Origin of the sequence: Pseudomonas sp. dw_358, from assembly GCF_018449655.1 — a bacterium.
Lineage (GTDB): Bacteria > Pseudomonadota > Gammaproteobacteria > Pseudomonadales > Pseudomonadaceae > Aquipseudomonas.
The window spans coordinates 70,734-89,125 of the sequence record NZ_JAAVUX010000017.1 but is presented as its reverse complement, the minus strand read 5'-3'; the positions used below and the strand labels follow the sequence as shown (position 1 = coordinate 89,125).

Genomic DNA, 18,392 nt, shown 5'->3' with positions numbered 1-18,392 from the left:
CGCCGCCGCATGGTTGACCCGGCGGCGCGTTGTCCCTCCCGCCGCCGCCAGGCTAGGGGTTGGCCGAGGCCGTGGCGTTTGGCATGAACATCGCCGCAAACATCGGTTTGTGGGCGGCATAATACGCCGCGGTGGCCTGGTCGGGCGACGTCTGCCGCCCTTGCATCATCAAGGTTTCCAAATCCCCTTTGGGCAGCGAGTAATGGGCGAAGAACGCCGCCACTTGCGGGTACTCCTTCGAGAAACCTTTGCGCGCCACGGCATGGATCTGCTCGGCGCCGCCGAGGGTGTGTTTCGGGTCATCCAGGTAGCGCAGCGAGTACTTGGAGAACATCCAGTGCGGGCTCCAGGCGTTGATCACCGACCATTTGCCCCGCTGCTGATTGCGATCGAATTCGGTCAGCATGCCAGTCTCCGACGAGGCCACCATCTTGTAGCCCGTCAGCTTGTAGGCGTCCATGGCCTTGAGGGTCAGCTTGTACTGGCCGTTTCCCGCTTCGGACGTGAGGATGGTGCCGCCCAGTTTCTGTTTGACCTCGGGCTTGTTCAGGTCGGCGATGCTGGCGATTTCGGACACGGGAATCGAAGTGGGCACCGCCATGCCGATGCGGCCCTCATAGAGCGGGCCGAGGTCTTCGAGTTGATCCTTGTATTTGTCCCAGAACGCCTTGTGCGTGGTGGGCAACCAGACCATGGGGATCAGGTCGATATTGCCGTTGGCCATCGCCTGGAACTGGATGCCGATGTCGGCATTGACCAGCTTCACCGGTTGCTTGAGCTGATCCTCCAGCGCCAGGGTGGCCAGTTTCACGGTGATCTCGGTGTCTGCCCAGTTGACCCAGCCAATGCGCAGCGGCGCAGGGTCGGCGCCGTGGGCCAGCAGGCTGGCGGCGGCCAGCGTGATCCCAGTCATCCAGCTGGCCAGGGTCCTGGTGCGCGGTATTTGTACAAGCATGTGCAGCTCCCCTTCATCGATGAGTTTGACTTGCCGTGGCAGCGCAAAAAAAACACAGCTTTTTTTATTCTGGAAAGCCCGCATTGACCGTGATGTTATCGGGGCGAATCAGGGTCGGCAAGTAAAATGTACACCACTGTCATAGCGATTGACAGGTGTGAACAGTTCAAATACTTTCGCCTCAAACCACGCCTGATGTTCCCGCCCCGGAGCGCCCGACCATGTCCCATGACCCGCTGCTGCAGCCCTACCAACTCAAGCACCTGACCCTGCGCAACCGCATCCTCACCACGTCCCATGAACCGGCCTATCCCGAGGACGGCATGCCCAAGGACCTCTACCGCGCTTACCACGTCGAGCGCGCCAAGGCCGGGGTGGCGCTGACCATGACGGCGGGTTCGGCATCGGTGTCGCGGGACAGCCCGCCGGTGTTCAATAACGTGCTGGCGTACAAGGACGAGGTGGTGGGCTGGTTGAAGGACCTGACCGATGAGTGCCACGAGCACGGTGCGGCGGTGATGATTCAGCTCACCCACCTGGGCCGGCGCACCCGCTGGGACAAGGCCGACTGGCTGCCCGTGGTCTCCCCGTCCCATCGTCGCGAGGCGGCCCATCGTGCCTTTCCCAAGAAGCTGGAAGACTGGGACATCGAGCGCATCATCAAGGACTACATCGATGCCGCCGAGCGCATGAAGGCCGCCGGGATGGACGGCCTGGAGTTGCAGGCCTACGGCCATTTGATGGATCAGTTCTGGTCACCGCTGACCAACGAGCTGGACGGTCCTTACGGCGGTTCGCTGGACAACCGCCTGCGGTTCACCTTCGACATCCTGCGAGGCATTCGCCAGCGCTGCGGTGAAGACTTCATCCTGGGGGTGCGCTATACCGGCGATGAAGACCTGCCCGGGGGCTTTGGTGCCCGCGAGGGCCTGGACATCTCCCAGCGCCTGAAGAACAGCGGCCTGGTGGACTTCCTCAATGTGGTCAAGGGGCACATCGACACCGACGCGGGGTTGACCGACCTGATTCCGATCCAGGGCATGCGCAACTCACCGCACCTTGATTTTGCCGGTGAAATCCGCGCGGCCACCGGTATGGCAACCTTCCATGCCGCGAAAATCCCCGATGTAGCCACGGCTCGCCACGCCATTGCCTCCGGCAAAGTAGACATGGTCGGCATGACCCGCGCCCACATGACCGACCCGCATATCGTGCGCAAGCTCATCGAAAAACGCGAGGAGCAGATCCGTCCGTGTGTCGGCGCCAACTACTGCCTGGACCGCATCTATCAGGGTGGCGCGGCCTATTGCATTCACAACGCCGCGACCGGGCGCGAGACCAGCATGCCCCACGACATCCCGGTGGCGACGGTCAAGCGCAAGGTGGTAATCATCGGCACGGGACCGGCAGGCCTGGAGGCGGCGCGGGTAGCCGGCGAGCGAGGCCATGACGTCACGGTCTTCGAGGTGGCGGACAAGCCCGGCGGCCAGGTCCGCCTCACCGCCGTGAGCGAGCGGCGGCGCGAAATGATCAGCATCATCGACTGGCGCATGGCGCAATGCGAACGGCTTGGCGTCAAGTTTCGCTTCAACACCTGGGCCAATACCGAGAACGTCATGGCCGAAGGGCCCGACGTGGTGATCGTCGCCACCGGTGGCCTGCCCCACACCGAAGTGCTTACCGAGGGCAACGAGCTGGTGGTGTCGAGCTGGGACATTCTCTCGGGTGATGTCAAGCCGGGGCGCAACGTGCTGATCTTCGACGATGCCGGTGATCATGCCGCCCTGCAGGCCGCCGAAGTGATTGCCCGCAGCGGTGCCACGCTGGAAATCGTCACCCCCGATCGCGCCTTCGCGCCGGAAGTCATGGCCATGAACCTGGTGCCGTACATGCGCAGCCTGCAAGACCTGAACGTGGTGTTCACCGTGACCTATCGGGTGGATTCGGTCCACCGGCAGGACGGCAAACTGCTGGCGGTATTCGGCAGTGACTACGGCGAGGTCAACAAGCAGCGGATCGTCGACCAAGTGGTGATCAACCACGGCACCCTGCCCCTTGATGACCTGTATTTCGAGCTGCGAACGCACTCGAAGAACGGCGGCGCCGTTGAACACCTCGACCTGATTGCCGGGCATCCGCAACATCTGGAAACCAACCCGGCCGGGCGTTTTCAGTTGTTTCGAATTGGCGATGCAGTGGCGGCGCGCAACACCCATGCAGCCATCTATGATGCGTTGCGGCTGGTGAAGGACCTTTGAAACTCATGGCCCTCAGCGTGCTGCGGGCACTTTTGCGAAGGTATCGGCCAACGGCACAAACACCCCGGTCGTCTTTTCGGCATAGCCGAATGTGCCGAAAAAACGGTCCAGTTCCCGCTGTTTCGGCGTCTCCCCGGTGAAAACGCCCACATACAAGGCAATGCGCTGAAAACGCTCGGTGATGCCTTCTTCCATCTTCATGCTGATGTAGCCGATCTGCGTCAGGTAGATCGTCCTGGCCCGGACATCCGCCGCTTCATGGTCATAGCCAAAGCGGCGGAACATGGCCGTGAGGGCATTGATCCGGGTCAGATCGGCCGCCGCAATTTCGGCTGACACCTCCTCCGATTGCAACGCCCAGCTGCGCACGGCGAACTCGAACTGCGAGTCGAACAGGTCCGGGTTCAGCCAGCACTCGAAGACATTCAGAATGGCTTCGCAGATGCTCTCGGCATAGCCCTCGCACTGCTTGACCATGCCCCCGGTGTTCTTGTCGCGCCAGCGGGTCAGCAAGGCGGCGAGTAGTTCCTCGCGGTCCTGAAAGAACCAGTAGAAGCTGGTGCGCGACAGGTTCAGGCGCTTGGCCAACGGCATCACCCGCACAGCGTCGATGCCCGACTCTTTCAGCGCATCGTAGGCGGCTTCGAGCCAGCCATCGGCCGAGCCGCGCCAGCCGGAATCCTGCTTTTTGCTGCGTGCTTTGCTGAGTTCCGGCATGACGGGGGCCTATGGCTGAGAGACATAGGCTCAGAGTACAGGAATGTACATTTTGTTGTCCGGGGCAACCTTGCTGCGCAGGCGCTGGCCAAAGCCCCCTCAGCGGCTTCGACACGTCGGCGCCGACTAGGGGGGGCACGGGTCGCCGCCGGTGATCGCCCCCGCCACCGGAACGCTCAGGATCAAACGTACTCGAACCTTCCATACCCACCTGCCTGAAGGAGTCACCATGAACATTGATCTGAGCGGCAAACGTGCATTGGTCACCGCGTCCACCGGCGGCATCGGCTATTCCATCGCCAAGGGCCTGGCCGAGGCTGGCGCCACGGTGGTAATCAACGGCCGCAGCGAGAAGTCGGTCGGTGAGGCCATCACGCGATTGCAGTCCGAAGTGTCGGGCGGCCAGTTTGCCGGCGTAGCTGCCGATCTGGGCAGTGCCGAAGGCGTGGCGACGCTGGTCAAGGGCGCCGGCATGATCGATGTGCTGGTCAACAATGCCGGCATTTACGGGCCCAAGGACTTTTTCGACACCGACGACGACGTCTGGGACCAGTACTGGGCCACCAACGTGATGTCCGGGGTGCGCCTGAGCCGTGCCCTGCTCCCGGCCATGGTGGATAAAGGCTGGGGCCGAGTCGTGTTCGTTGCCTCGGAGTCGGCGCGCAATATTCCGGCCGACATGATCCATTACGGGGTCTCCAAGACCGCCCAGTTGAGCTTGTCTCGCGGTCTGGCCAAGCGCGTGGCCGGCACCGGCGTGACGGTCAACAGCGTATTGCCGGGGCCAACCTTGTCGGACGGCCTGGCGGTCATGCTCAAAACCGAGGTGGAAAAAAGCGGCAAGTCACTGGAAACCGTCGCGGCCGAGTTCGTCATGGCCAACCGCCCCAGCTCGATCATTCAACGGGCGGCCACTACGGACGAGGTGGCTCACATGATTGTCTACGTCTGCTCACCCCAGGCCAGCGCCACCTCCGGCGCCGCGCTGCGGGTAGATGGCGGCGTGGTTGACGACATCGTCTGAGCGGTTACGCCGGCGGTCACTGCGTGCTGGCTGCAAAAAGACCAAACCCTGACGGCGGTCAGTGGTCAATCTTTTACCCAGCACGGAGAGACCCATGATCATCAGCTACCTGCCCCTGGAGAAATGGCGCAAGAACTGGCATGTCAACGGTACGCACATCGTTTGCCGGCATTGCCACATGGTGTGGGACCTCGCCAATGCCAAGCGGCCGTTCACCCATGCCCACGACTGCAAAGCCAAGCGCGATGCGACGCCCTATCCGCTGCGTGACCTGCGTCAGATCAGCGAAGCGTTGCACCAGACCGGATTGTGCTGAGACAAGATTCGTCCACGCGTTGTGCCATCGCGTAAAAAATGACCAGCGCGCCGAACTTCGCCGTCAGACCGCGGCTCAAACACCCTGTGGGCCAACAACGGGCGCCACCGGCCGAGCCGGCTCAAGTGCCTGATCCAAGGAGAAACGGACGATGAAACCCTCCACGTCACACCCCGAATATTCAGGCGATCAACAACTACCCGGCGAGGTCGAGCGCGACAACGATGCGCTGCACGGCAACGACTCGGAGCACCGCAAGAACAAGTCCCGGGGTGACACGGCCGCCCAATCGGCGGCGCGAGAAAAACAGGTCAAGCCGCGCAAGTGATCCGGCCCGTTCATGATCGCCTTCAGCCCGCTGCGGACCATGGCTCATACGTCCAGGCGATAAAAAACCCGCCGGAGCGGGTTCTTCTCGTATCAAGGCCATCCAACATCCTGTCGCCACCGTCCTGGCATGGCCGTTCGTCCTTGAACGCCGAAGGGCTTCCTGCACTTCGGTTGATGGGGTTATTAAGCCTCGGATCCAACGGCGCGTAAACGGCGATTTACCGCCACGCTGTGTAAGCCATCGGCTATGGAAATACCGATGGCAAACGCGCATCCTTGCCTGCGAGCAGGCCCGGAGAGCCCCATGCAACACTACCGCGATGACCATCAACGGATTTTGGAGCTGATTGCCGAACAGCAATGGCTGGCCTTTCGCAGTGACGATGAAGGTTTTATTCGCGCCTTCGTCTACAGCGGCTTCGTCAATGCCAGGCCCGTGGCGGGACAGCCTGGAAAGACCCGGTTGTCCCTGACCCGGCGCGGTGTGCAATACCTGGCAGAGTTGCGTGCGACCGATCGCCCGGTCCTTGTCGAGCCTCTCGACATGCCTCGACGACGGCTGCATGATCAGCCAACCGTCCCTTTCCATCCCGAGAAACGCAACCCGCCTGCCCCCTTGGCGTGATATCCAGCGCGGGCAACCGCGTCACTGACCACCCTTCATCCGCCGAGCAATCAAGAACAACCCCAGGCCCACCAGCGCTGTCGCGGCGCCGATGTAGCCGGTGCTGGTCCAGCCGAACCCGGCGCTGATGGCCATCCCGCCCAACCACGGCCCCAGTGCGTTGGCCAGGTTGAACGCGGCATGGTTGGAGGCTGCCGCCAGGCTCGGCGCTTCATGGGCGATGTCCATCAAACGAATTTGCAAGGGCGTGGCCAAAGCGATCATCGTGCCCACCAGGCCAATGCCCAGGGTCACGCCCCACAACGAGTGCGCCGCCCAGGGAAAGAACAGCAGCACCGCAATCGACCACACCAGCAGTACGCCCACCGCACGGAACTGCAAGCGATCAAACAGCTTGCCGCCCATGATGTTGCCGAGGATCGCCCCCAGCCCGAACGCGGCCAGGCCGAATGGAATCCACTGCGGCGTGACCTGGGTGACTTCCAGCATGGTCGGCGCCAGGTAGCTGAACACACAGAACATCCCGGCGAAGCCGATGGCGGCCATGGTCAGCGCCATCCACACCTGGGGTTGCTTGAACGCATGCATCTCCTTGCGCGGGTCGCTGCGTGGTTCGTCATGGCGATCAGGGACGAAGCGCCAGACCAGTGCGATGTTGAGCAACGCCAGCAGGCCCACCAGCACAAAGGCCGAGCGCCAGCCGAAGAACTGCCCCAGAAAGGTCGCCACCGGATTGCCCAGCAGCATGGCCAGCGTCAGGCCCATCATCACCCGAGCCACGGCGCTCGCCCGTTTGCCGGCCGGCACCATGCTCGATGCGACCACCGCCGCGATCCCAAAATAGGCACCATGGGGCAGCCCACTGATAAAACGAAAGGCCATCAGCGTGGCGTAACTCGGCGTAAAGGCCGTGGCCAGGTTACCCAGGGTGTACAAGGCCATCAGCAGGATCAACAGGTGTTTACGCAGCATTTTCGCGCCGAGAATGGCCAGCACCGGCGCGCCCACCATGACGCCCAGGGCGTAAGCGCTGATGGCATGCCCCACTTGCGGTTCGCTGAGGTGCAGGTTGCTGGCGATGTCGGGCATCAGGCCCATGATCGCGAACTCGCCGGTGCCGATGGCAAAGCTGCCGACCGCCATGGCCGTCTCCATTTTCGCGGCGGCGCGGGCAGGCAGGACCTGCTCGGGGGATTGCTCGATGGTCATGAGTGGAGGTTCTCGAAAAAGACAAGGCGGCGCAGCGTCGTTGCGCCCGTGATTGTGGGAATCAAAGGGGCACGGGTCAAGCAGTGCCTGAAGAACCCGGCCCGCCTGCACGCTGCAAGCGTCCGTCAAGCGGGAGGCGGCGTCGGACTGGCCGGACCGTTACCGCACCAGCTGTGCCAGACATACTGCACCTGCACTACCGCCGCCCGGGCCAGCTCCTGACGCCGGGGCGTCAACCCTGTGTTGGCGTCCAGTGCCTTGAGCAACCGCTCACTGGGCTCATCCAGCAAGTCGCTTTGCCCCGGCGACGGTTCGCCCTGCTTGAACAAGCGCCCCAGATTGCGCAGGTAAAGGTCCCGTTCCCGCGCCAGCGATGGATCAGCGTCGACCAGACAGCCGCGCAGGTGCAGCAGCTCGCCGCCCAGGTCGAGGCCGTTCAAACCGTGGTGCCACTCCAGGTTCGGCTCGTCCGGGTGCTGGGTGCGGTAGCGTGCCAGGCGCATCAGACGGTCGGCCATGCGCCCGCCAAACCAGCTTTCGGCCTGGGCCAGGGGTCGTCGGGTCAGTTGCGACAAGTCGCTCAGGGACGCTTGCACCAGACGCCGGTAGTGCCGCACCCCCGGCCCAAGGCTGACCACCCGAAACACCAGCACCGAGACCCCTACCCCGACCAGGGTCGCCAGAGCGCGATTGATGAAGCTATCCAGGTCATGGATCATGACATTGGCCGGGGCCACGTTGTTGACGAAGAAAATACAGAACGACGACGCGATCGGTGCAATGGCCGGCTGGCTCAGGCACAGGGATGCCATGAACAGGGGCACCCCCAGCCCCAGGCAGAGCATGGAAAACGCGTCGCCTCCTGGCAGCAAGAAGGACACCAGCGCTGCCACCGGCACCGAGACGGCAATGCCCTTGAGGAAGTTCAGCGCCGCCCCCGCCGGCGCCTCGCGTCCGGCAAACAGGCTCAACACCACCCCGCAGATGGACACTGCGCCCAGCCCGGCGGGCCATGCGGTGAAGACCCAGAGACCGGCCACGGCCAGGAACGCCAGGGCGCTGCGCAGCCCGGACATGACGCCCTGTTCGAGGTCCCGATGCCAGGCCAGAGGGCCCGGGGCGTTGCGCACTTCGCTGCCCTGTTCCACGGCGGCCAGGGTCTGCCCGGCCACGCCGGCCAGTTGCAGGACCACCGTCAGGCGCATCAGGCACAGGTGCACCGGCGGCTCCAGGCCGCTGACCAGCAGGCTTTCATCCACCACCACGGCTTGTTGATGCAGGGCCGCCTCGCCTCCGTCGGCCAAGGCCTGGGCCACCCCTTGAATCAAGGGGTCGACGGACTTGCCATCGGATGGATCGAGCATCAGGCGCAGACGGGCGACGCCGCGAGCGACTCGCAGCAGGCTGAGCAGGTCACGGCTCATCACCCGCAAGGCCTGGGCGCGAACACGGCCATCGGGCCCTTCGAAGGCGGCATGGTCACGCTGGGCATCCACCGACACGATCCGCCCCAAGGCGTCGAGCAACCCCTGGCGCAGGTCGGTGCCCAGCAGTTCGGACGCGGCCGCCGCCATGCCAGATTGCCAGGCCCCGCGTGCCTGGACCGCGAGCTGGTGCTCGATGCGCCGAGGCCACAACACCGTGCTCACCAGCGAGGCGCAGACGATGCCCAGGGTAATTTCGAAAAACCGTGCCTGGGCCTGGTCGAAGACACTCAGCGGCGCAGCCGTTGACGGCAAGGCGATGATGGCCGTGGTGTAGCCGGCCAGGACAAAACCATAGGAGGCATTGTTGCGATACAGCGAAGCGCCTGCCGTGCAGATTCCCAGCCACAGCGCCATGCTCAGCAGAAACAACACGGGCGTCTGGCCGAACAGGGCGATCATGCCCAGGGAGACCACCGCGCCGACAAAGGTGCCGAGCATCCGGTAAGCGCCCTTGGACAGCACCATGCCGCTCAGCGGCTGGTTGACGATGAACACCGTGGTCAGTGCCCACTGTGGCTGTTGCATCTCGAGAATGAACGCCAGGTACAGCGCCAGTCCACCGCCGATCAAGTTTTTCACGGCGAACTGCAACGCCGGCCTTGAAGGGTTGAACACGGCCTTGAAGAAATCATCAAGCGCGGGCGGGAGGAACGTCGCCATGACGGGCTTATCTGCTTAGCTGCCTAATGATTAGCATCGTAGTCATATTGCTCTTCGAGGACCAGCCATGATTGATCCGTCTCGCCGCCCTCAGGCCCGTCCGCCAGGCCAGGCCAGGACCCGCCCAGCAGGAACCCCAGCTGCGGCAACAGGGCAATGACCAGCATGGTGTTGCTCTCTACCAGCTCCAGTCCGCCCAAGGCGGCGCCGACAAACACGGCGGTCGCAGACCCCACGGCGGTCCAGATTGTCGACAGTCTTCGCACGCTCCACTCCTCCAAACCCGGGGTCTCACATCCGGAACGGACCAATACTGTACGCATATACAGTATTAAGCAAGCCGTCGAGAAAAGTCTGATCACTACGCCGACGAACGAACCGGCCGCGCCGCCCCTCAAAGCCAGACAACCTTGCCGATCGAGAGCCGCCATGGGGCGACGTATGGACACACCACCTGCCTTGACCCTGCCAGCGGCTACCGGCGGCGGACGCAATGGGGCCGTCTTTCGCCTGACGTTGGGTTTCATTGCGCTGGTCATCCTGACGTTCGCCGGGGTCGAGGGCTGGCGGGCCTGGCGTGATTACCAGCAGGCGTTCGCCCAGGCCAACGACACGGTGGTGAACCTGGCGCGGGCCACCGCCCAGCATGCCGAAGATGCGATTCGCCAAGTTGACGTGCTGACCGATGCCCTTGGCGAACGTATCGAGGGCGATGGCCTGGACCATCTCGATGTACCTCGGGTGCACGCCCTGCTGGTGCAGCAGGCGGCGATCATGCCGCAGCTCGATGGCCTGTACATCTATGGCCCTGACGGCCGCTGGGTGGTCACCGACAAGGACATCGCCCCGGAATCGGCCAACAATGCCGACCGTGATTATTTCATCTATCACCGCACCCATGACGAACGCCGCGTGCGTATCGGCGAGGTGGTGCGCAGCCGCTCCACCGATCAGCTGATCATTCCTGTGTCGCGCCGGCTCGATAACCCGGACGGCACCTTTGCCGGTGTGCTGCTGGGCACGGTGCGGGTCAGTTACTTCGTCGATTTCTACGGCGATTTCAAGATCGACGACAAGGGCGCCATTGTCCTGGCCATGCGCAACGGCCGGATTCTGGTGCGGCGCCCGTTTATCCCCGGCATCACTGAGCAAAGCCTGGCCCAAAGCGAGATCTTCCGCCGTTACCTGCCACTGTCTGACAGTGGCGTTGCCCAGATCAAGGCCGTGGTCGACGGCACTGACCGGTTGTACGGCTACCGGGCGCTGAGCCGCTATCCGCTGGTGGTGGAGGCCGGACTGTCGCGTGAATCGTTCGTCGGCCCCTGGCGTCGGGGCGTGATCAAGACGGTCCTGTTTCTCCTGGTGCTGATCGCCGGGCTGTCGGGTTTCGGCTTCATCGTGCTCAGCCAGTTGCGCCAGCGCATGGTCATGGAGAACGCCCTGCTCCAGGCCCACCGGGCCATGGAGGAAATGGCCTTGACCGACAGCCTGACCGGACTGGGCAACCGCCGCCGGCTTGACCTGGTGCTGGAGCAGGAAGTGGGCCGCGCCCGGCGCCAGGGCTATTGCCTGGCGATGATCATGCTCGATGTCGACTACTTCAAACGCTTCAATGACCGCTATGGTCACTCCATGGGCGACGAGTGCCTGCGCCAGGTCGGCGCAGTGATTCGCCAGACCCTCAAGCGGCCCGCCGACCTGGCCGTGCGCTATGGCGGCGAGGAGTTCACGGTGTTGCTGCCCGACACCACCAGCACCGGTGCCAGCCAGATCGCCGAAGCCCTGCTGCAAGCCATCCGGGCGCTGCACATCGAGCACGCCGACCACCCGCTGGGCTTCGTCACCGCCAGCGCGGGCATTGCCACCTGCCTGCCGATGTCTGATGTGGTCACACCTGTGGGCCTGATCAAGGCGGCGGACGCTTTTTTGTACATGGCCAAGAACAACGGCCGTGATCGCTGGCATTCGGCACTGGGCAATAGCACGCTGGAGCCTTTTGCAGCGCCGCCATCGTGACCTTTCCCCAGTGCCGAAGCCAGCCACGGTCCTGTGGGAGCCGTCCTGGGGCGCGGTGGCCGTTATGCGTACGCGCGTGTGGTGTGCGCTCGAGGAGTCACCCCAGACTCTGCCGATATTGCCTGGGGGTAAACCCGGTCAATTGCTTGAACTGCCGGGTGAAGGCACTGTGGTCGGTGTAGCCGCACTGCAAGGCCACGTCGGTGATGGGCAGCGCCGTGTGCAACAGGCAATGGGCGTGTTCCAGGCGGACTTTGTGGATCATCTGCCGCGGCGTCAGGTGGAACACCCGTTTGCAGTAGCGTTCCAGTTGTGCCACCGACAGGCCGGCGATGCGAGTCAGGTCCTTCAGAGTCACCCGACCGCTGAAATGCGCGCGGATATGCTCATCCACCGCCACCAGCCGCGCGAAGCCGGGGTGGGCGTCGCTCGCGGTCTGCAGGTCCACCGAGATGCCCGCCAGGCCGATGATGCGACCTTGTTGGTCATGAATCGGGCGCTTGTGGGTCAGGCACCAGCCAGGCTCGCGACTGTCATGCAAGTGCAGTTCCAACTGGTCTTCCAGCATCAGCCCTTCTTCCAGTATCCGGCGGTCCTGCTCGGTGTAGCCCGGCCCCAACGGGGCGGGGAAGATCTGCGCACTGGTCTTGCCCAGCAGCGCCTCGACCTTTTTCAGGCCGCAGCGCTGCACCAGCGTGCGGTTGGCCAGCACATAGCGGGCTTGCAGGTCCTTGATGAAGATCACCGCGTTGGGGATGGCGTCGAACAGCGACCCCATGGGTGCCACGCCGGCAAGCATCTGCGCAAGGCTCTCGGGGCGTTGCCCGGCCAGCGCCTGGAACAGGTTATCGGTCATGAAAAAGCCTCGTTCACCAGCGACTGATGCGCACACTATGCCGATTTCGTCATCAATGTGGGTGAAAAACATCAAGCCCGACGGCCGCCAAGCGGTCACTCTAGTGCCTCAAGTGACCCCAGCACAAAGGCGACGAATGAAAAAGGTCCACGTGATCGACTCCCACACCGGCGGTGAGCCGACCCGCCTGGTAATGAGCGGCTTCCCGGCCCTGGCCGGCAGCACCCTCGCCGAAAAGCGCGACGCCCTGCGTGACCAGCATGACGCCTGGCGCCGCGCCTGCCTGCTGGAGCCCCGGGGCAACGACGTGCTGGTGGGCGCCCTGTATGTCGAGCCAGTCTCGGCGAATGCCACCTGCGGGGTGATCTTCTTCAATAACAGCGGTTACCTGGGCATGTGTGGCCACGGCACTATCGGCCTCGTCGCCTCCCTGCACCATCTGGGCTTGATCGCCGCCGGCGAGCACGCCATTGACACGCCGGTGGGCCAGGTCAGCGCCACGCTCCACGAGGACGGCGCGGTGACCGTGCGCAATGTGCCGGCCTATCGCTTCCAGCAACGGGTGCCCGTCGATGTTCCCGGTTATGGCAAGGTGCACGGCGATGTCGCCTGGGGCGGCAACTGGTTCTTCCTGGTGGCCGAGCAAGACGAAGTGCTGGAACTGAGTCATGTCGAGCGCCTCACCGATTTCACCTGGACCCTGCTCAACGCTCTGCAGGCGCAGGGCATCTTCGGCGAAGACGGTGCGATCATCGACCACGTCGAGTTGTTCGCCGATGACGCTGAAGCCGACAGCCGCAACTTCGTCATGTGCCCCGGCAAGGCCTACGACCGCTCACCCTGCGGCACCGGCACCAGCGCCAAGCTGGCGTGCCTGGCGGCCGACGGCAAGCTGGCCGAACACCAACTCTGGGTGCAGGCGGGCATCACCGGCAGCCAGTTCCAGGGCCATTTCCAATGGGAAGGCGAGCGCGTGCGGCCCTTCATCACCGGCCGCGCCTACATGACGGCCGACAGCACCTTGCTGATCGACGAGCAGGACCCTTTTGCCTGGGGCATTTGAGCCCTTTCCTTTCCATTTTTCAGCCTTCCCGGAGTGACCATGAGCGATAACATCTTTACCGGCTGCATCCCCGCGTTGATGACCCCTTGCACCGCAGAGCGTCAGCCTGACTTCGACGCGTTGGTGGCCAAGGGTCGCGAGTTGATCGGCCTCGGCATGAGCGCTGTGGTGTATTGCGGCTCCATGGGCGACTGGCCATTGCTCACCGAAGCCCAGCGTCAGGAAGGCGTGGCGCGCCTGGCGGCCGCCGGGGTGCCGGTGATCGTCGGCACAGGCGCGGTCAACAGCCGTGAAGCGGTGTCCCACGCCGCCCATGCCGCCAAGGTCGGTGCCAAAGGCCTGATGGTGATTCCACGGGTGCTCTCCCGTGGCGCTTCGGCGGCTGCGCAAAAAGCTCACTTTGCCGCCGTGCTCGATGCGGCGCCGAACCTGCCGGCGGTGATCTACAACAGCCCGTACTACGGTTTTGCGACCCGCGCCGACCTGTTCTTTGAACTGCGCAGCCAGCACCCCAACCTGATAGGCTTCAAGGAGTTCGGCGGCGCCGCCGACTTGCGCTACGCCGCCGAAAACATCACCTCTCGCGATGATCAAGTCACGCTGATGGTGGGCGTCGACACCCAAGTGGTGCATGGTTTCGTCAATTGCAACGCCACCGGTGCCATCACCGGCATCGGCAACGCCCTGCCCCGTGAAGTGCTGCAACTGGTGGCCCTGAGCAAGCAAGCGGCCCAGGGCGATGCCAAGGCCCGGCGCCTGGCCGGTGAACTGGAGTCGGCGCTGGCGGTGCTGTCTTCGTTCGATGAAGGCACCGACCTGGTGCTGTTCTATAAACACCTGATGGTGCTCAACGGCGACAGCGAATACAGCCTGCACTTCAACGAAACCGACGCCCTGAGCGACGCCCAGCGCCACTACGCCGAAAACCAGTACAGCCTGTTCCGCCAGTGGTACGCCAACTGGTCGGCCGAACAGAACCTTGCTTGATGGCGAACACCGACCTCATGCCCGATATCGTCATCGTCGGGGCCGGCATCATCGGCGTGACCTGCGCCCTGGCGCTGGCACGCCAGGGCTTGCGGGTGCAGGTGATCGATCGGCAGGCACCGGGCCGGGGAGCGTCTTATGGCAATGCTGGACACCTGGCCACCGAGCAGGTGTTCCCGATTGCCGATGCCTCGATCCTCAAGCGGCTGCCCGCGATGTTGATGGACCCCCTCGGGCCCTTGCGGCTGGACTGGAAATACTTGCCGCAGGCGCTGCCGTGGTTCACCCGGCTGCTGGCCAACCTGCGGCCGGCGCCTTACCAGCGCACGGTAGCGGGCTTGCGCGCCCTCAACGAAAGCAGTCTGGGCGCCTGGCAGCGGTTGTTGCAGTCCACCGGCCGCCCCGACCTGCTCAAGGTGGACGGCTCACTGCTGGTTTACGAGCGAACCGGCTCACGACCGGCGCTTGAGGCGCACCAACAACGGCTGAGTCAACAGCAGGTGCCGGTGGCGTTCTGGTCTGGCGAAGCTGTGCACGCCGCCGCACCGCAACTGAGCCCGCAGATTCTCGGCGGGCTGTTCTTCCCCCAGACCGGTCACGTGGTGGACCCCTACCACGTACTCGACCACCTGGTGGCGGCTGCCAAGGCGGGCGGGGTGCAGTTTCGGCTCGGCAACGTCAACGGCGGGCAGGTCACTGACCCGGGCGTCACCCTGAGCACCGACTCCGGTGCCTTGTCGGCACGCCGGGTGTTGATCGCCTGCGGTGCTCATTCGGCCGCGTTGACCCGGGCGTTGACCGGGACCCGTGTACCGCTGGACACCGAGCGGGGCTACCACCTGATGCTGCCCCAGGAACATGGACGGCTGCCTTTTGCGGTCACCTCATGGGAGCGCAAGTTCATCATGACGCCCATGACCGATGGCCTGCGGCTGGCCGGCACCGTCGAGTTCGCCGGCCTTGAGGCGCCGCCGACCATGGCCCGTGCCTGGCAGCTGCACCGGCTGAGCCTGGGCTTGTTCAGCAAGGACCTGAATCGGGACGGCGCCACCCCGTGGATGGGCTTTCGGCCGTCCCTGCCTGATTCGCTGCCGGTTATCGACCAGACCTGTGGCGGACGGGTGCTGTTGGCCTTCGGCCATCAACACCTGGGGCTGACCCAGGCGGCGGTGACTGCCGAGATGATTACGCAGTTGGCGGTGCATGCCGACACGCGCATCGCCTCGCTGCCGCCTTCAGCGCCTTACCGTCTCACACGTTTCTAACAGCTTGACCAGCCGCCCCGCACTGCCGAACGCCAGGGTCAGCCCCAGCGCCCCATGCCCCCCGTTGACGAACACATTGCGCGCGCCCAGTGCGGCCAGGATGGGCCGTCCCGTGGGGGTTGCCGGGCGCCAGCCACACCAAGGCTGGCAATCACTCAGGTCCCAGCCCGGGCCGAACAGGGCTTGGGTCGAAGCCTGCAACTGAAGAATGCGCGCCAGCGGTATGGACGCGTCGGCGCCCAGCTCGACCATTCCGGCCACCCGCAGGCGTTCGCCCAGGCGGGCAAACACCGTCTTGCGTCGCACATCGGTGATGCTCACCGATGGCATCGGAGCATCGGGCCGTGTCGGCAAAGTAATGCTGTAGCCCTTGAGCGGGTACACCGGCAAGCGCACCCCCAGTGCGGCCAGTAGATCGGTGGACTGGCTGCCCGCCGCCAGCACGACCGACTCGGTGTGCAGCTGCCCTCCCCCCTCCAGTGTCACACTCTCGACTCGCTCGCCGCGCCGGTTCAACCCTCGCACCGTCTGGCCGTAATGAAACACCACCCCCTGCGTGGCCAATAGCGCCGCCAACTGCGAACACAGCTTGAGGCCATCCACCGCGCATTCACTGGCGGTGTAGATAGCGCCATGGAACTGCCCGGCGTACGGCTGCAACGCAGGTTCCAGCGCCAAGGTCTCGGCCACCCCCAGGCGTTGTTGCCGGGCGCCGAGACGGGCCTGAAACTCCAGCTGGGCCATGGCCCCGTCCAGGCTGGACGCGGTCGGATACAGCATCAGCTTGCCTGTGCGGGTAAAGTCGCAGGCCGGTGCATGGCGGGCAAAAAAAGCATCCAGTGCCTGCCGGCTTTCCTGCGCGAGGATCAGCAGCTCGATCGTGGTCTGGCGTGACACTTCAGTGCGACAGGCGAACAGAAAATCCCTGCACCAGCGCCATTGCGCCGGGCTCCAGCGCGGCGAAAATTTCAAGGGACCGGTACGGTCCAAAAGCATTTTTGCCAGCCCCGGGAGCAATGAGGGGTCCGCCAGCGGCTGCACATAGCTATAACTCAACTGGGCGCCGTTGCCCGCCACGGCGCCCAGCCCCGGCCCGCCAGCCTGTTCCACCACCGTGACGCGATGCCCGGCCTGCTGCAGCGCCCAGGCACTGGTCAGGCCGACGATGCCTGCGCCGATCACACAGACTTCCATCAGGCCACCTCTGCGTCGGCCAGCGCCCAGCCGCAGGGAGGGTGCAAGTGCCAGTCGGTGGCCTGCTGCCAGGCCTGGCCAACCCGCAGGATCAGCGGTTCGGCGAAGGCACGGCCAACCACCTGGATCGACACCGGCATGCCCTGCCCGTCGAAGCCAGCCGGCAGCGCCACCGAGCACAACTCCAGCAGATTGGCGAAGCGCCCCAGCAGCGCCAAGGGCGTACCGTACTCATCGATCTCGGCCAAGGGCAAGCTGCCGACAGCGTGGGTGGGAAACACGCAGACGTCGACATTAAGCATGGCCTGGGCCATCGCGGCCCGGGCGCTGCGCCGTTGCTGCTGTAGCGCCAGATAGCCGCTGGCATCGATGCCCTTGCCCGCCAGCACCCGGCGGCGCACGTGGGGGTCGAAGGTCAGGTCGTCACGCTCGAACAGGCTGCCGAGGCTGGCATAGCCTTCGGCGCTCATCAGCCCGCCGGCCACGCGCATGCAGTGTTCCAGCGGCACCGGCAAGGGTTGTTCCACCAAGTGCAGCCCCAGCCCCTGAAGGACCAGCAGGCTGCGGTCATAGACGGCCAGCACCTGGGCGGCAACATTGACCCGCTCGGCGTGGGGCAAGACCCAGGCCCGCAGGCCGGTGACCGGCAGGTGCAGGCCGGCCGCCGCGCTGAACACCGGCGCGCGGCAGGACACCGGGTCCTGCCAGTCAGCGCCGAGCATGGCATCGAGCATCCAGGCCGCGTCCTCCACGGTACGGGTGATCGGCCCCACGCTGTCCAGTGACGGGCACAGCTCGATGAGGCCGTGGCGGCTGATCAGACCCCGTGTAGTCTTGAGCCCCACCAGCCCGCAAAGCCCAGCCGGTATGCGCACCGAGCCGCCGGTGTCGGTGCCCAGTGCAGCGCTGGCCAGGCCACTTGCAACGGCGACCGCCGATCCGCTGCTGGACCCACCGGGGGCGCGGTGCACCTGACGGTCCCAGGGGTTCCACGGCGTACCCATGACTGCATTGGTGCCCCAGCCGCCAAAGGCAAATTCGACCGTGTGGGTCTTCCCCATGACAATGGCGCCCGCCCTTTCCAGGCGGCTCACGGCCGTCGCGGTGCTCAGCGAGCGGCGCGGCGCCAGGGCCCGGGAACCGCCGGTAACGTCCCGCCCCTGCACGTCGAACAGATCCTTGATGGCCACCGGGATACCGTGCAGTGGGCCCAGGTCGATGCCGGCCTGGCGCTGCCGATCAGCCGCCGATGCGGCGGCCAGGGCGCGTTCGTGGTAAGCCTCGACGTAAGCATTGAGTTGCGGATTGAAGCACTCGATGCGCGCCAGCTGCTGCCTGACCAGCGCCTGGCTGGTCAGCTGGCCGCTGCGCAAGGCCTGCTGCAAGCGGCCGATGCTATGGAAGGTCTGGGTGTCCAGCGTGTTCATGGG

The 18,392-nt window shown here is 64.6% G+C and carries 17 protein-coding genes; 9 read left to right on the top strand and 8 right to left on the bottom strand.

Going from position 1 to position 18,392, the window contains the following annotated elements; translation table 11 throughout:
- Positions 1-52: 52 nt before the first annotated feature.
- Complete coding sequence (locus HB675_RS20870) at positions 53-955, bottom strand: glycine betaine ABC transporter substrate-binding protein (protein ID WP_213881027.1); 903 nt, start codon at positions 953-955, stop codon at positions 53-55.
- Between the two features lie 221 nt (positions 956-1,176).
- Here HB675_RS20870 and HB675_RS20865 point away from each other — a divergent pair, with 221 nt between their 5' ends.
- Positions 1,177-3,213 (top strand): NADH:flavin oxidoreductase, encoded by a 2,037-nt coding sequence (locus tag HB675_RS20865; RefSeq protein WP_213881025.1) that lies wholly within the window; start codon positions 1,177-1,179, stop codon positions 3,211-3,213.
- 12 nt (positions 3,214-3,225) lie between these two features.
- Here HB675_RS20865 and HB675_RS20860 read toward each other — a convergent pair whose 3' ends face one another.
- A complete protein-coding gene (locus tag HB675_RS20860; RefSeq protein WP_213881023.1) occupies positions 3,226-3,930 on the bottom strand; it encodes a TetR/AcrR family transcriptional regulator in 705 nt (234 codons plus the stop codon).
- Positions 3,931-4,159: 229 nt separating this feature from the next.
- On the opposite strand from HB675_RS20860, the gene HB675_RS20855 reads away from it, so the two are divergent.
- From HB675_RS20855 to HB675_RS20840, 4 genes are all read left to right on the top strand, one after another.
- Positions 4,160-4,954, top strand: a complete 795-nt coding sequence (locus HB675_RS20855) for an SDR family oxidoreductase (protein WP_213881021.1) — start codon at positions 4,160-4,162, stop codon at positions 4,952-4,954.
- Positions 4,955-5,048: 94 nt separating this feature from the next.
- Positions 5,049-5,270, top strand: coding sequence for a hypothetical protein (locus HB675_RS20850; RefSeq protein WP_213881019.1), 222 nt, complete (start codon positions 5,049-5,051; stop codon positions 5,268-5,270).
- 151 nt (positions 5,271-5,421) lie between these two features.
- Positions 5,422-5,598, top strand: a complete 177-nt coding sequence (locus HB675_RS20845; RefSeq protein WP_213881017.1) for a hypothetical protein — start codon at positions 5,422-5,424, stop codon at positions 5,596-5,598.
- Positions 5,599-5,904: 306 nt separating this feature from the next.
- Entirely contained in the window at positions 5,905-6,225 is a 321-nt protein-coding gene (locus HB675_RS20840) for a hypothetical protein (protein WP_213881015.1), read from the top strand.
- A gap of 21 nt (positions 6,226-6,246) precedes the next feature.
- Here HB675_RS20840 and HB675_RS20835 read toward each other — a convergent pair whose 3' ends face one another.
- The 3 genes from HB675_RS20835 to HB675_RS20825 all read right to left on the bottom strand — a co-directional run bounded on the left by HB675_RS20835 (position 6,247) and on the right by HB675_RS20825 (position 9,847).
- Positions 6,247-7,434 (bottom strand): MFS transporter, encoded by a 1,188-nt coding sequence (locus HB675_RS20835; RefSeq protein ID WP_213881014.1) that lies wholly within the window; start codon positions 7,432-7,434, stop codon positions 6,247-6,249.
- 125 nt (positions 7,435-7,559) lie between these two features.
- A complete protein-coding gene (locus HB675_RS20830; protein ID WP_213881013.1) occupies positions 7,560-9,581 on the bottom strand; it encodes an FUSC family protein in 2,022 nt (673 codons plus the stop codon).
- Positions 9,582-9,604: 23 nt separating this feature from the next.
- Entirely contained in the window at positions 9,605-9,847 is a 243-nt protein-coding gene (locus HB675_RS20825; protein ID WP_213881011.1) for a hypothetical protein, read from the bottom strand.
- Positions 9,848-10,022: 175 nt separating this feature from the next.
- Between HB675_RS20825 and HB675_RS20820 the strand changes: the two genes are divergently transcribed.
- Positions 10,023-11,597: a sensor domain-containing diguanylate cyclase gene (locus tag HB675_RS20820; RefSeq protein WP_213881010.1), complete on the top strand. Its 1,575-nt coding sequence runs from the start codon at positions 10,023-10,025 to the stop codon at positions 11,595-11,597.
- A gap of 97 nt (positions 11,598-11,694) precedes the next feature.
- On the opposite strand, the gene HB675_RS20815 is transcribed toward HB675_RS20820, so the two are convergent.
- Positions 11,695-12,453, bottom strand: a complete 759-nt coding sequence (locus HB675_RS20815; protein ID WP_213881008.1) for an AraC family transcriptional regulator — start codon at positions 12,451-12,453, stop codon at positions 11,695-11,697.
- Between the two features lie 136 nt (positions 12,454-12,589).
- Here HB675_RS20815 and HB675_RS20810 point away from each other — a divergent pair, with 136 nt between their 5' ends.
- The 3 genes from HB675_RS20810 to HB675_RS20800 are packed head-to-tail and all read left to right on the top strand — an operon-like array spanning position 12,590 to position 15,768.
- Positions 12,590-13,516 carry a 4-hydroxyproline epimerase gene (locus tag HB675_RS20810; RefSeq protein WP_213881006.1) on the top strand — a complete coding sequence of 309 codons (927 nt, stop codon included), beginning with the start codon at positions 12,590-12,592 and terminating at the stop codon, positions 13,514-13,516.
- Between the two features lie 39 nt (positions 13,517-13,555).
- Positions 13,556-14,503 carry a dihydrodipicolinate synthase family protein gene (locus HB675_RS20805; RefSeq protein ID WP_213881004.1) on the top strand — a complete coding sequence of 316 codons (948 nt, stop codon included), beginning with the start codon at positions 13,556-13,558 and terminating at the stop codon, positions 14,501-14,503.
- A 17-nt stretch (positions 14,504-14,520) separates the two neighbouring features.
- Positions 14,521-15,768: an FAD-dependent oxidoreductase gene (locus HB675_RS20800; protein ID WP_213881066.1), complete on the top strand. Its 1,248-nt coding sequence runs from the start codon at positions 14,521-14,523 to the stop codon at positions 15,766-15,768.
- Here HB675_RS20800 and HB675_RS20795 read toward each other — a convergent pair.
- Complete coding sequence (locus HB675_RS20795; protein WP_213881002.1) at positions 15,739-16,962, bottom strand: FAD-dependent oxidoreductase; 1,224 nt, start codon at positions 16,960-16,962, stop codon at positions 15,739-15,741. The two genes, HB675_RS20800 and HB675_RS20795, sit on opposite strands and share 30 nt — an antisense overlap.
- Positions 16,962-18,389: an amidase gene (locus HB675_RS20790; protein ID WP_213881000.1), complete on the bottom strand. Its 1,428-nt coding sequence runs from the start codon at positions 18,387-18,389 to the stop codon at positions 16,962-16,964. The genes HB675_RS20795 and HB675_RS20790 overlap by 1 nt, the downstream gene beginning before the upstream one ends.
- Positions 18,390-18,392 lie beyond the last annotated feature (3 nt).